A 13,911-nucleotide genomic window follows, 5' to 3' on the forward strand; every position below is an offset into this window, starting at 1 on the left:
GCTTCTGTTTCATTGATAAATTCCTAATACGGCAATTGTATACATGTTGCCGCTCCGACCCGTGACGGCCGGGCCTATGCTGTCATGCATCTTTCTCACTATCTAAAAAAACAAACGTTTACTATGGCTCAACAACCAGCGTTATTAGTGTTTTCGCACCTCAGGTGGAATTTTGTCTACCAACGGCCTCAACATTTGATCAGCAGATTTTCAAATGTATATGATGTGTTTTACGTCGAAGAGCCTTTGTACACCAGTGGCAGAGACCATATAGAGACTTATCGCGACGGAAACGTAACGGTAGTCGTACCGCATATTGATGAACACGCAGCGACGAGCGAAGCCTCCCGTCTTCAGCAATACATTACGCGCCTGATAAAGGAACATAATATAGACTCTTATATTTTCTGGTACTACACGCCTATGGCGCTGGAGTTTACCAGAAACTTCAATCCCGAACTCGTGATCTATGATTGCATGGATGAGTTATCCGCTTTTAAAAATGCGCCGCCACTTTTGCTGACGCTCGAACAAGAGCTGTTGAACCGCGCATCCATCGTGTTCACAGGCGGCAGAAGCCTTTTTCGTGCCAAGCAGCACCGGCACCCGAATGTACATTGCTTTCCCAGCAGTATTGACCGGGCGCATTTTCACAAGGCACGCGCGCCGCAGCCGGATCCCGCCGGTCAGGCGCCGATCGCGCATCCGCGCTTTGGCTTCTTCGGTGTGATCGATGAAAGGTTTGATACGCAGCTGATCGGTCAGCTGGCGCAACAAAGACCGTCCTGGCAATTTGTACTGATCGGACCGGTGGTTAAGATCGATCCGGAGCAGTTACCGAAACGCGACAATATTCATTATCTCGGTATGAAGAAGTATGACGAACTGCCCGCTTATATCAGCGGCTGGGATGTCGCCATTTTACCTTTTGCTTTAAACGAGTCAACGAAATATATCAGCCCTACCAAAACGCCGGAATACCTGGCCGCGGGTAAAGCAGTTATCTCTACGGCAATCGAAGATGTGGCGGATCCGTATGGCAAAATGGGCCTGGTGCATATTTCACACAGCGTGGAAGATTTCATTGCGCAAGCCGAAAAGGAACTGAACACTACTAATAAAGACAGAGACAGGCAAAGAGATGAATTCCTTGCCACGCAGTCCTGGGACCTGACATGGGAGGCCATGAATGCGGAGATTTCGAAATCCTTAACCCCATACAAAACCTCTACCATTTATGTTTGATTTTATCATCGTCGGGTGCGGATTCGCCGGAAGCGTGCTGGCCGAAAGACTGGCATCACAACTAGACAAAAAAGTCCTGATCATCGATCAAAGAAATCACGTCGGAGGTAACACTTACGACTACTATGATGAAGCAGGGATTCTGGTTCACAAATACGGACCACATATCTTTCATACGAATTCGAAACAGGTATTTACTTACCTGAGCAAATTCACCGAGTGGCGTCCCTACGAGCACCGCGTGTTAGCCAGCGTCGATGGCCAGCTGGTGCCCATCCCGATCAACCTTACTACTATTAATCAATTGTATGGACTGGACCTTTGCGCAGCAGATATGCCGGAGTTCCTGAGTAAGCACGCGGAAAAGATCAGCCCGGTACTCACTTCAGAGGATGTGGTGCTGAACAGCGTTGGACGTGAATTGTATGAAAAATTTTTTAAAGGGTACACCAAAAAACAATGGGATTTGGATCCTTCTGAACTGGACGCTTCTGTAACAGCGCGAGTACCGACGCGTATGAATAAGGACGACCGCTATTTTACAGATACGTTCCAGGCCATGCCCCGCCGGGGATACACGCACCTGTTCAATAATATGCTGTCGCATCCGAACATCCATATCATGTTGAATACAGATTTCCGGCAAATCAAAGATATCATACCACATAAGAAAGTGATCTACACGGGTCCTATTGATTGCTTTTTTGATTACCGGTTTGGCAAGCTGCCCTACCGGTCAATTGACTTTAAGTTTGAAACCCTGGACCAGACTGAGTTTCAGCCTACCGGTACTGTTAATTATCCTTTATCGAATATGTATACGCGGATCACGGAGTTCAAAAAGCTGACGGGTCAGAAGCACGACAAGACCACGATCGTATATGAGTACCCCGTGGATGAAGGAGATCCCTACTACCCTGTTCCGAGAAAGGAAAATCAGGCCTTATATATGAAGTATAAAAACCTTGCGGAGACAGTACCCAACGTTTACTTCACCGGGCGCCTGGGCACTTATAAATATTACAATATGGACCAGGTTGTGGCGCAATCGCTGGCACTGTTCAAGAGGATACAGGAGTTTAACTTCCTGCTGCCTTCTAACGGTAACGGTTCTGCGAATGGCAATGGCAATGGTAATGGTCTTGCTGCAACTTATGTACCTGAAAATGGTAAATATGAATAGAGACAACCCTTTCGGGAGTTTTTGGATGGGCGGTTTTGAATGTAGCGATCTTTTGAATATTCATGGAGAGCGGGTCGATATGCTGGCGTTGACGGGACACCTGGAACGTCTGGAAGAAGACTATACGCGGCTAAAGGATTTTAATATCCGTACGATCAGGGAGGGCATCCGGTGGAGCCAGGTGGAACGGCAGCCTTACACCTATCATTGGGATGAGGTGGAGCGGATGATCCGGGCCGCTAAGCAGCACGGTTTGCAGATCATCTATGATCTTTGTCACTTCGGTTTCCCGGATGACCTGACGCCGCTACATCCTCATTTTCCAAAACGGTTTGTAAGACTCTGCGAAGCTTTTATGGAGTTTTACCGGTCACGCTGGCCTGACGACACATTGATCATCACACCCCTCAACGAAGTAGGCTTCTTTTCCTGGCTGGCAGGAGAAGTGGCCGCCAGTTCGCCTTATACCATCCGCCACGGATGGGAAGTGAAGTACCACCTGATGAAAGCATACATCGCCGGGATGAGGGCAATCAAAGCGATCGACCCCACCGTGCGGTTTTTATGTGTTGAACCTATCATCCATGTCGTGCCTGATTCAGATGACGCCGTGTGGGTGCGGCAGGTGCAGGCGATCAATGAGGATCAGTTTCAATGTCTGGATATATTGTCGGGAAGGATCTGCCCGGAATTAGGCGGATCACCGGATTACCTGGATGTGATCGGCTTTGATTACTATTACGACAGCCAGTGGTTTCATCCCAGCAGAACCATCGCCCCCTGGAAAAATATCACGAGTGCCGCGGGATGCCGGCCGCTGAGCGACCTGCTCATCGCAGCTTATCACAAGTATCAACGGCCGGTTGTACTAAGTGAAACGAGCCACCCATTAGAAGACCGCCCGGAATGGGTAGAGATGGTGACAGAAGAATGTCGAAAGGTAATGACTGCCGGCATCCCGTTTTGGGGCATCTGCATTTACCCGCTGATTGATCGTCCGGACTGGAACCTGCCTAATCTCTGGCATCGCTCAGGTATCTGGGATATGGAGATTCGCGATACTTCGCTAACCCGCGTGCTGTATGAACCGTATGCTCAGGCCATAAAGGACTGTCAGAAAATATTGCCACTGAAAAATGTAGATACGGAACCAAAACCGACACAGGTGATTTCTATGTCGGTGGAAACTTTTTCAGGTATTAACGAGGACGATGCGGCAGAGAGCCTCGCTATCTGATCAACATTACCTGTTTTCCCTGCGTTGCCTGCGTTCCTCTTTCATTCGCTCACGGATGCCTCCTTCCACGCCCGGTGTCGGCATCGGCTTGTAGAGGTTGCCTGATGTGTCGGGTACCGGCGGCGTAATCTGCGCCTGGTATTTATGAACAATATCAGAGCCGGATCGTTCGACCAGGCGGGGGAAGATCCGGTGTGCGGTCACGATGAAGCTGGCTTTACCACCCACATGCCGCTCTCTTTTCAGGCTGAAACAGGCGCGTAAGATCGTGTTAATAGCTTTCTTTGGCGGATCCATAGCGATCATGCGCGGCGCATGGCCTGTATAAACACCTGCATGATCCCAGAGAGGCGTATCCAGCGCGTAAGGAAGAATGGTCACCACCCTGATGTTCCGATAGCCGCTTAAGCGCAGTTCCTGATAAAGCGTATTGCCAAGGGTTCGCACACCCGCCTTGGACATAGAGTAGGCTGCCTGGTAAGCGGTGGGAATTTCAGCTTCCACCGATGATATATTGATAAGCACTCCATAACCTTGTTGTTTGAACTGCTGTAAAGCCCGATAGCTGCCGTGCATTACCCCCTTTAGATTCACGTCTATCACGCGAAGCTGATCTTCCATAGGTGTTTCCCAGTAACGTCCCAGGACTGCAATGCCGGCATTGTTGATCCAGTAATCAATATGGCCATAGGTCTTTACAGCTGTGTCGAGCACTGACTGCATCGCTTTTTCATTACTCACATCGGCAACCGCAACAATGGCTTCACTGCCCCTGGCCAGGACTTCCTGTCTCACTTCTTCCAACGTAGCCTGGTTGCGGGCCACTAATACCAGCTTTACCTGATGACGGGCGGCTTCCAGCGCCACACCCCGACCTACACCACTCGAAGCTCCGGTGATTACCAAAACTTTCCCCGATAACTTTTTTTGTTTGGAGACGCCGAGCGGTCGCGTTGCGCAGGAATAGAATGCAATTCCTAAAAACAGGATCATAGTCCACCGGATGAGGCTTTTCATGTAAATCTTTTTATGCTTTATTGAGACTGAGGCGTTGATAAATAGAGTTGACTATCAGAACAGATCGCTTCAGAGAGCGACAGGCGTTGCAGGTTACGTCGATCTGCTGATGGTCCGGCAACGCGGGCCGGCATGAGATGACTCACAACAAGCATGCCTCAACTACAAGTCAACCGCCTTAGTGACGGATATTTCAAGGCTTTTTAATGCCTGTGTGTCTCTGAAACAAAAGTGTCGGGTCCAGACTGGTCTATCGAAAAGATTTTTGCGCTCTTTTTAAAAGATCGTTATGGCAAAGGCAAATCGTCCATCCGATTTTTTTCAATTGGTTGTCAAAAATTGATATACAAATCGGGCGGGTTAGATGGCTTAGTTTTTGACGCGCATAAGAACCGGTGGGACAGCAATAAATTGATCCAATGCCCTATCTAAACTCATGCGTATGAAACGCCCGATCCGTATCATTCCTTTATTGCAGGGATTGTATTATGTGGCCACAGCAGTGTGGCCGTTGTTACACATCGAAAGCTTTGCACTTGTTACCGGCGATAAAACAGATCTATGGCTGGTCAAGACGGTGGCTGTATTGTTGATACCTTATGGGGTACTCTTTCTATGGTGTGCAAAGCATTCTGCGTACCCGCGGATCGTTTCTGCAATAGCAATTGCATGCTCCCTGTTGCTGGCGGCTGTCGAGATTTACTATTATTTCGCGGGTGTGATCAGATGGGTATACCTGGCCGATGCGCTGTTGCAGCTACTGTTTACTGTCTGGTGGTTGTTTGATTGGATCCGGCGAGACCGGCCTCAAAAATGAATCCCGCTGCGTCGGTAAGACAAAGTAAAAAGAGGACCCTTGCCCTTCTTTTGACCGGACCGCAATATACCCCCCATGTTTCTTCAGGATCTGCGCGGTGATATACAATCCCAAGCCCATTCCCGGCCTGGCGTCCGACTCACTTACCGATACCCGGAAAAAACGGTCAAACACTTTTTCAAGATCGCCGGCTGGTATTCCCTGCCCCTGGTCGCTGATGGTTACGCGGACGCCCGACGCCTCCAGTTCCGTGCTTACCGTGATGGTAGATCTGATCGATGAATACTTGATCGCGTTGGACAACAGGTTGGTGATCACCTGTCCGATGCGCTCCCGGTCTGCAACGATAACGGGTAACTCATCAATACGCACATCAAACCGGTGACTGGTGATCCTCCTGATCTCTTCCACTCTTTCGATGATCAACTCGTTTAAATCTGTTGGTTCGAGCGAGAGCTGTAACTGTCCGTCCGAAATATTCGTTGCATCAAGCAAATGCCTTACCAGCGAAGTGAGCCGCGTGATCTGCGCATTCAATTGTTTGATCAGGTAACTGTTTTCCTGGTCTCCGGCTTCTTCCAGGCTTTCCAGGACAATCTCCGCATAAGCTTTCATGCTGGTGATCGGCGTCTTCAGTTCGTGACTGGCAATGCCGATAAACTCATCTTTTTGTTTAAGCGATTCTCTCAGCTGGAGCTCACTAAGCTGCAAGGCTTCCGTCAGTCGCTTCAGTTTATCGATGTCCGTGATCACGGATACCGATCCGACAACATCATCCTTTTCATCCCTGATGGGTATAGAGGCGACACGGGTCCAGATCTTATCTCCGTTATCGCCTACGAACTGCATTTCCTGGAAAGGATTCACGGGTTCTCCGCGCAACGCCCGGTTGCTCGGGTATTCGCTTTGTTCCAGCAAATTACCTGATGCATCATAAGCGATCCAGCGGTCGTGTTGCTGTTCATCGGCGGAATGCATTAAGCCTGTCGGGAAGAAACGTTTCATTTCTTCGTTCAGTAGCAAGAACCGGCCTTGCCGATCCGTAAATCCCAGGCCCACCGGAGATACGCGAAAAACACTGGTGAGCAATGCTTCGCTTTTTTGCAGTGCTTCTTCCACATTTTTTCTCCGGGTAATATCTACGATCACGGCCACGATCGACTTGATCTTATCATGCCCGTCCTTAATGCCAGACACGCTCACATTGGCCCAGAATTCGGTGCCGTCCTTCCGCATCATTCGCTTTTCAGATTCAAATGCAACGCCCTTTTCAATCAGCCGTTCAAACTTTTTCAGGGTCGCCGCTTTGTATTCGGCTACCGTCATATCAAGTACGTTGACACCCGTTCCTTCACCTTTTCGAAACCCGAACAGCCGCCTGGCCTTGTCGTTCAGAAAAGTGATATTACCTGTGAGATCCGAACGGAAAATACCCACACTCGTTTGTGATACAATCGCTCTGTTCTGGTCCTCGCTCTCGCGAAGTGCCTCTTCGGCTTGTGCCCGTTCTATGGCGGCGCAGGTTCTTTCCGCCGTTTCCTCTACGGTAGAGATATCATTCATTGTCCAGCGATAAGGAATGGCTTTCGCTACGCTAAGGCTGGCGACAGTCCGGCCCTGCTTCACCAGCGGAGCGCAGATCAGCGCACGAATGTCGAGTTTCTTATAATGCTCCAGGTGCTCACCTGTTTTCAATGATTCTTCCTCCATGTCGTTCACTACGATCATTTGTCCCGTCGCATAGGCTCGTGCCACTATCGGAAAGTCTGCAAAAGCGTGACGCCCCTTCATTCCGGTGGTGCTGCCAAAAACAAAATCACGTTCGATTACAAACTCCTTACTATCGCCTGGTATATACGTGTAGTAAGACCGGTCGGTCTGCAGGAATTGTCCTAACATGGCCGTTGCCACTTCCTGTATTTCCAGGGTGTGGCTCAACGACCGTAGCGCATCGCTCAATTTCAGCAGAAACGATTTTTTTTCATCGCTCTGACGGATGGCTATTTCGGCTTTACGGCGTTCGGTTACATCGCTAAAAATAATCGCTACCTGGTTATTATAATTTGTATCATTAGCCGGAAAAGCAATGACATCATACCAGGCACCACCCATCAGGGCCGTGGCGTAGTTCTCAAAATGCATCGCCTTGCCGGTTCTCGCTACTTCTCCATAAAGCTGAAACCAGCTGTCTTCATGGCTTGGCTGTAACTCCCGCATCATTCTCCCTACCGCGTTTTTGAGCCCGGTCTGCTTTTCGAACACCGCATTGGTTTCTAAAAACCTGTAATCAAATGCCTCGTCGTGTTCATCAAACAGCACATCGATGATACAAAAGCCCTGATCCATATTTTTCAATACCGCGAGGTACTTATCTGTAGCTCTTCGGGCCATTTCTTCCTTCAACCGGAGCACTTCGTCTTCTGCCTTTTTTTGCTCTGTGATATCATAGTAAGTGGTCAGTAAATAATTTCCTGCCTTGCGCGCGTGGATCTGCAGCTGAACGGAGACGCCGTTCTGAAGCATATCAGTCGCAAATTGGCGGTCAAGGTCCGATTCCATCACTTCTTTATAACATTGGAACAGTCCCGAACGAAATTGAAGGGGAAATGCTTCACTCAACCGTTGCCCCATCAGGGTTCGCCTGCCCAGGAAATTGAGCGCCTGATCACTGGCAAACAGGAATTCAAAATCCTGAATCTGGCCATGCTCATCCTTCACGCCTTTCAGCAACAGGATGTTGCTGGCTGTGTTGTTGATTACCGTTTCCATCAATTCCTGGCTTTCAGCAAGATGTGCCTCACAATCGCTGTCACCAGACCGGTCGCGCATGATCAGCAATACTTCCGCCACGCTTCCGTCCGCATCGCGGCGAAAGACCTGGGCGGCGACTGCCAGCAATGACCATTGCCCGCTCATAGTTTTGAAACGGTAAGTAATGGTTCGTTCTTCGTTGTCTTTCAGAGAAGAAAAATTGTGGTAGAATTGTTGCACGCGAGATAGATCCTCAGGATGCAAGAGGCGCAGGTATTGATCAAATGATACATCCCGCAGCTTTCCCGGAGGTAAAGCCCAGCGATTTAAACTGCTGCTGCTTGTATACATGAAACATAGAGAAGGAAGCGCAATGATCGTTACAATGACTGGTACGCCATGGGCTGCCCCATTCAGTAAAGAGGCTTGTCGGGTCTGGTTCACCTGGAACACCCCGTTGTGTTGATCATCAGCTTTATGCAGGTGCATGAAGTACATAATTGTCAGCTGCAGCACCTGTACAAGAAATATAGAGGGCGCATATACCAGTGCTATCAGCCAGTAGAATAATCACCTGGTCACGCCTGCTTTTGCAATCAGTCGATCCTTTATGGAATGACCGTGGTAACCGGGTGTGAATGACTATTCATGGCAAAAATGATGCTAAAACCACTGATTATTAGGGAACCGGAGGGCCATCAAACCAAGTGCGGCTGTTAGCGGGTCTGAAATGAGCGAGATAAATGGAAGGGTTGATCAGCAATTAGGCCGTGTATTCAACGGATTGAACCATATCAGATATAAAATCGATCTTAAATATTGGATCACCCGAAGATCAGAACAATAAATATTTTTTAACAGAACTCGTTTAGGAAATGTAGCTTTCCACCATGGATTTGAAGGAACGCGTATTGAATGGTTTTGAGATAAAGGCATCTGCTCCGCTATCAGTGACAGGATCCAGTGTGTGAGCCGACATCAGCAAGACAGGAATATCACTGATCGCTGCATCGGTTTTGATATTGCGGCACACATCCAGACCGCTGCCGTCGGGAAGCATAATGTCCAACACGATGACATCGGGCTTTTGCTTACTGATCACTGATACAAAATCAGCAAGCGTTGCACATAACGTTAATTGATAAAAGCTTCCCGTCAGGATCAGCCGGATCACTTCTCTGATATCTTCATCATCCTCAACAACTACTACTTGTTTCATTTCGTTTCTTTTACGCGGGTCTTGATACGGATTGAAATACTGCGGGCGCCTGACTTCCGCAAGAGATACGCCTTCTTTTAACAGGGACGAAAATAAATGCACGAACGTTGCTGTTTTTTCTTTTGACATTACCGGGGTTTAACCTTTTTGTAAGACTCCGGGAGTGAACTGACTGAAACAAGGAGCGGATATCGATCATCGTTAGGTGAACACCTGCTGCATGTTACTATTATTATCCGGTTAAGTATTAATGATTTCTCCACCATTGGGATGCAGCACCTGTCCCGTCATGTAGCTGTTATCATCGCTTGCAAGAAACAGGTAGCTCGGAGCTACTTCGTTAGGCTGACCGGGCCGCTTCATCGGCGTATCGCTGCCAAAGCTGGCCACTTTGTCTTCATCAAAAGACCCCACGATCAGCGGTGTCCAGATAGGGCCCGGTGCCACGGCGTTCACACGGATGCTTCTCTGTACCAGGTTTCCGGCCAGGCTCCTGGTGAAGGCTACAATAGCGCCCTTGGTAGCCGCGTAATCCATCAATGTCGTGCTACCACGGTAGGCGGTCACGGAAGTCGTATTGATGATACAAGCGCCTTCCTGCATCGAATCAACTGCGTACTTAGACATCCAGAAGCAGGAGAAGAAATTGGTCGAGAAGGTTTTATACAACTGCTCGGTGGAGATATGGGCCAGGTCCGGCTGCTCGGTTTGCGTAGCGGCATTATTGACCAGGATATCTAAACCGCCAAAGCTGGAGACAACGATCTCTATAACTTCTTTGCACGATTCTTCCCTGGAGATATCCGCTGGTATCAGGATACATCGCGCACCGGTTGCTTCGATCTCGCTCTTAGTGGCATCCGCGTCATCATCTTCATTTAAATAACAGATCGCCAGGTCGGCACCTTCGCTGGCAAACAGTAAGGCAACGGCTTTTCCGATACCACTATCCCCACCGGTGATAAGCACTCTTTTTCCTTCCAGCTTCCTTTCTTTTTTGACGGGTGTGGATTCGGGAACCGGTGTCATTGCCTGTTCCGTTCCGGGCATCGGCTGTTCCTGTGGTGGATTTACTTCTAATTTTGATTGGCTTTTAGACATAATGTATACTTTTTATGATTCAATTTATTTTTTGTCCGGCAAGAGAAAAGAGGCGGACACCTGTAAAAAGTCCGCCCCTCCTTGACCCATTCCAATTGTGTCAACCTTTGCCTGTTGTGGATGAACTGCTTGTTTAAACCATCCAATCAGCATCACAGCTGGTTGTAACCCGCTTTCATCTGCCTCCCCATCCGGCTGGACGACTAACACTGCTGATTGTTTTAGATGTGAAAACAACTAACCATCCAAGGTCATGCCTTTTATGATTTTATCAATATTTTTTTTCTGGTTTCCTGATGATTAAGAAGTTGCATCGATCTTAAAGGCCGGCGGTGTGACGCTCTTCCCCTTCCAGACCGCGCTTTGGGCAATTGCTTTTTCATTGATGGGCAAAAGATGCTTCACAGGTTCTACGGTCTTTAAAGGAAACAAGGCACCTGCTCCGGCAGTGGATTACAATCGTCTTGTGCCATAAATTCCACGTTTGTCGCATTTATTTCCCATCCCGCAACCGTTTCAGTGACCCCACAAGCAACAGGAAGCGTTGGCGAACTATTTGTTCGACTAAGACACTAAATCACTTCTATGTACAACATTGGTATTAATGCAGCGTTTCACGATAGTGCTGCCTGTTTATTGAAAGACGGTGTGCTCGTGGCGGCCGCAGAGGAAGAACGCTTCACCCATATCAAGCACGGTAAGCGGCCGGTGCCGTTTTCCACTTATGAATTGCCATTTCATGCCATTGATTATTGTTTGAAAACAGCGGGTATTCACCTGAAGGATATAGACGATTTCTCTTATTCTTTTGATCCGAACCTTTTACTGGAGGACACAAGGACACTGACGCTGCCTGATCAGACCGGACCGGATAACAGGCAGGCAGGGACACCGCCTTCATGGGACGCCCTGTTCCTGACCTACATTTATCACGGGCCGCGCTTTCTGATGGATGGATATCCGCATCATATCCGGTCGCGCTTCGAGGGCGCCATTATTCGCAGCGAGCAATGGAAATTTGTAGAGCACCATTTATCCCATGCCGCCAGCGCTTTTCTTCCTTCTCCATTCCAGGAAGCAGCGATCCTGGTTATTGATGGCCGCGGAGAAAAAGCAACAACCTCCTACAGCATCGGAAGAGGCAATGATATCGAAAGATTGTCCCAGGTGGATATGCCACATTCGCTGGGCATTCTGTACGAAAAGATCACTACCCATCTGGGATTTCTTCATTCCTCGGATGAATACCGGGTGATGGCGCTGGCCTCTTTCGGCCGCCCTGTTTTCCTATCTGAATTCCGAAACATGATCGAGATCCTGGAGGACGGCCGTTACCTGATCCATGAAAAAGACCTGAATACTTTCCTTGGGCCGCGGAGACAACACGGCGATCCGTTTACAGAACATCATTTTAATATAGCCCGTTCGCTGCAGGAAGTGTTGCAGGAAAAGGTGCTGGAACTTTGTAAATGGTTGCGGCAAACCACTGGTCTGAAAAAGCTGACCATGGCCGGTGGCGTTGCCCTCAATTGTGTGTTGAACTCATATATCCGGGACAGCGGCGTATTTGAAGACGTGTGGGTGCAGCCCGCTGCCGGCGATGCCGGAACAGCGCTGGGCGCCGCGATGTGGACCGCATCGCGCGAACAACCTGAGACTTCCCGTCCTTTTGAGATGAACCACGCATATTGGGGTCCCGAATTTAACGACGCAGAAATAGAACAGTTTTTAGAGCTCAATAAGATCCCTTATAAAAAGTTGGATCACGTGGCCCGGGATACGGCCGCACTGCTGGCCCAAAACCGCATCATCGGCTGGTTCCAGGGCCGCATGGAATACGGTCCGCGGGCCCTGGGCTCGCGCTCGATCCTGGCGTCGCCCATTGATCCAAACATGCAGAACCGCCTGAATATCCTGAAAGACCGGGAAGATTTCCGGCCCGTGGCGCCGGTGGTATTGGAAGCGCATGCGTCGGAATGGTTTGAGAACGCAAGGACCTCGCCCTACATGCTGTTTACCTTCCGGGTCAAAGACGATAAAAAGAGCCTGATCCCCGCTGTTACGCACGTAGACGGAACGGCAAGGATACAAACCATCAACCGCGCCCAGCATGCGGATTATCACGATGTATTGTCAGCGTTTAATGAGCTGACCGGCGTGCCGATACTGGTCAATACTTCCTTCAATTCATTGGGTAAGCCGATCGTGTGCCAGCCGAGGGATGCGATAGAATGCTTCTGGTCGACCCCGTTTGATGACCTGATCATTGGCCGTTATCACATCAGTAAGTCACCATTATAAACCTTCGTACCCATTCAATACTTTACCTTTTCACGTTCAAACACCGGCGCTATGAAAGAAGCAGACATCCTGGTTTCAGTTGTCATTCCGACCTATAACAGATCGGCCTATTTAACGCGATGCCTCGAAGCGCTCAGCGTTCAAAGCCTCGATAAGCGTTTGTACGAGGTCATCGTCGTCAATGACGGCCCTTTCCTGCCCTTGTCGCAGTATATCACGTCAATGCAGAAGCAGCAATTGATGAACCTTCATTACACCTGTCTGTCCCGGCATGCGGGTCCGGCGGCTGCGCGTAATGTAGGCTGGCAACGGGCGCGTGGCCCGATCATCGCTTTTACGGATGATGATTGTATACCTGACAGGGATTGGCTGACTCATGTTGTTAAGGCATTTCAGCATTCGCATTGTGATGTGGCGTATGGCCGTATTATGGTTCCGATCTCTGAACGGCCTACCGATTTCGAACGGGTTACGGCACGCCTGGAGGAGCATGTCTTTGTAACCGCCAACCTGGCTTGTAAGAGAGCCGCATTGGAAGCTATTGATGGTTTTGACGAACGCTACAAAATGGCCTGGCGCGAAGACAGTGACCTCGAGTTCGCATTTAGAACGGCCGGCATGGAGCCTCATTACCTGTCTCACGCCCTGGTGGTTCATCCAGTGCGCAATGCCAAATGGGGCGTTTGCATCAAAGAGCAAAGGAAGTCGATGTATAACGCATTGCTCTATAAAAAATATCCTTCTTATTATAAATTGTATATCCGGGACCGGATTCCCCTTACCTACTATTTCATCGCCTTCGGAGTTCTGGCGGCGCTGATCTTTGCACTGCTGCAACTGCCGGTGTTTAGTATGGTTTCGCTTGGCATTTCGCTGGTGATGCTGATCTGGCTGAGCTATAAGCGGCTGGCAGATACCAGTCACCGGTTGAGCCATGTGTCTGAAATGGTCGTGACTTCCGCCATCATTCCTTTCCTGTCGATCTACTGGAACTGGTATGGCCGGTTGAAGTTTAAAAATATCAAAGCACCGAATTAGGA

General features: G+C 49.2%; 10 protein-coding genes. 6 read left to right on the top strand and 4 right to left on the bottom strand.

The genetic code is table 11. From position 1 onward, the window contains the following. Positions 1-123: 123 nt before the first annotated feature. The 3 genes from ACU37H_RS01025 to ACU37H_RS01035 are packed head-to-tail and all read left to right on the top strand — an operon-like array spanning position 124 to position 3,665. Complete coding sequence (locus ACU37H_RS01025) at positions 124-1,245, top strand: glycosyltransferase (protein WP_472702495.1); 1,122 nt, start codon at positions 124-126, stop codon at positions 1,243-1,245. Further along, positions 1,238-2,428: a UDP-galactopyranose mutase gene (glf, locus tag ACU37H_RS01030; protein ID WP_472702496.1), complete on the top strand. Its 1,191-nt coding sequence runs from the start codon at positions 1,238-1,240 to the stop codon at positions 2,426-2,428. The genes ACU37H_RS01025 and glf overlap by 8 nt, the downstream gene beginning before the upstream one ends. Further along, a complete protein-coding gene (locus ACU37H_RS01035) occupies positions 2,421-3,665 on the top strand; it encodes a glycoside hydrolase family 1 protein (protein ID WP_472702497.1) in 1,245 nt (414 codons plus the stop codon). The genes glf and ACU37H_RS01035 overlap by 8 nt, the downstream gene beginning before the upstream one ends. A gap of 6 nt (positions 3,666-3,671) precedes the next feature. Here ACU37H_RS01035 and ACU37H_RS01040 read toward each other — a convergent pair whose 3' ends face one another. Then, on the bottom strand, positions 3,672-4,682 hold the full coding sequence (locus tag ACU37H_RS01040; RefSeq protein ID WP_472702498.1) for an SDR family NAD(P)-dependent oxidoreductase: 1,011 nt from the start codon (positions 4,680-4,682) through the stop codon (positions 3,672-3,674). 442 nt (positions 4,683-5,124) lie between these two features. On the opposite strand from ACU37H_RS01040, the gene ACU37H_RS01045 reads away from it, so the two are divergent. After that, positions 5,125-5,499: a hypothetical protein gene (locus ACU37H_RS01045; protein ID WP_472702499.1), complete on the top strand. Its 375-nt coding sequence runs from the start codon at positions 5,125-5,127 to the stop codon at positions 5,497-5,499. Here ACU37H_RS01045 and ACU37H_RS01050 read toward each other — a convergent pair. From ACU37H_RS01050 to ACU37H_RS01060, 3 genes are all read right to left on the bottom strand, one after another. Continuing rightward, positions 5,440-8,739 carry a PAS domain S-box protein gene (locus tag ACU37H_RS01050; protein WP_472702500.1) on the bottom strand — a complete coding sequence of 1,100 codons (3,300 nt, stop codon included), beginning with the start codon at positions 8,737-8,739 and terminating at the stop codon, positions 5,440-5,442. The two genes, ACU37H_RS01045 and ACU37H_RS01050, sit on opposite strands and share 60 nt — an antisense overlap. A 379-nt stretch (positions 8,740-9,118) precedes the next feature. Then, positions 9,119-9,469 (bottom strand): response regulator transcription factor, encoded by a 351-nt coding sequence (locus ACU37H_RS01055; RefSeq protein WP_472702501.1) that lies wholly within the window; start codon positions 9,467-9,469, stop codon positions 9,119-9,121. 240 nt (positions 9,470-9,709) lie between these two features. Beyond that, a complete protein-coding gene (locus ACU37H_RS01060) occupies positions 9,710-10,570 on the bottom strand; it encodes an SDR family oxidoreductase (protein WP_472702502.1) in 861 nt (286 codons plus the stop codon). A gap of 585 nt (positions 10,571-11,155) precedes the next feature. Between ACU37H_RS01060 and ACU37H_RS01065 the strand changes: the two genes are divergently transcribed. Then, complete coding sequence (locus ACU37H_RS01065) at positions 11,156-12,871, top strand: carbamoyltransferase family protein (protein WP_472702503.1); 1,716 nt, start codon at positions 11,156-11,158, stop codon at positions 12,869-12,871. Between the two features lie 51 nt (positions 12,872-12,922). Continuing rightward, the gene (locus tag ACU37H_RS01070; RefSeq protein ID WP_472702504.1) at positions 12,923-13,909 is read left to right on the top strand and encodes a glycosyltransferase family 2 protein; all 987 of its coding nucleotides are present in this window, start codon (positions 12,923-12,925) and stop codon (positions 13,907-13,909) included. Positions 13,910-13,911 lie beyond the last annotated feature (2 nt).

It is taken from the genome of Niabella sp. ZPM-14 (assembly GCF_055693045.2).

Coding starts and splice junctions, on each gene's coding strand:
- ACU37H_RS01060 (WP_472702502.1), bottom strand. CDS start 10,570: ATGTCTAAAAGCCAATCAAAATTAGAAGTAAATCCACCACAGGAACAG.
- ACU37H_RS01045 (WP_472702499.1), top strand. CDS start 5,125: ATGAAACGCCCGATCCGTATCATTCCTTTATTGCAGGGATTGTATTAT.
- ACU37H_RS01055 (WP_472702501.1), bottom strand. CDS start 9,469: ATGAAACAAGTAGTAGTTGTTGAGGATGATGAAGATATCAGAGAAGTG.
- ACU37H_RS01070 (WP_472702504.1), top strand. CDS start 12,923: ATGAAAGAAGCAGACATCCTGGTTTCAGTTGTCATTCCGACCTATAAC.
- ACU37H_RS01050 (WP_472702500.1), bottom strand. CDS start 8,739: ATGCACCTGCATAAAGCTGATGATCAACACAACGGGGTGTTCCAGGTG.
- ACU37H_RS01035 (WP_472702497.1), top strand. CDS start 2,421: ATGAATAGAGACAACCCTTTCGGGAGTTTTTGGATGGGCGGTTTTGAA.
- ACU37H_RS01065 (WP_472702503.1), top strand. CDS start 11,156: ATGTACAACATTGGTATTAATGCAGCGTTTCACGATAGTGCTGCCTGT.
- glf (WP_472702496.1), top strand. CDS start 1,238: ATGTTTGATTTTATCATCGTCGGGTGCGGATTCGCCGGAAGCGTGCTG.
- ACU37H_RS01040 (WP_472702498.1), bottom strand. CDS start 4,682: ATGAAAAGCCTCATCCGGTGGACTATGATCCTGTTTTTAGGAATTGCA.
- ACU37H_RS01025 (WP_472702495.1), top strand. CDS start 124: ATGGCTCAACAACCAGCGTTATTAGTGTTTTCGCACCTCAGGTGGAAT.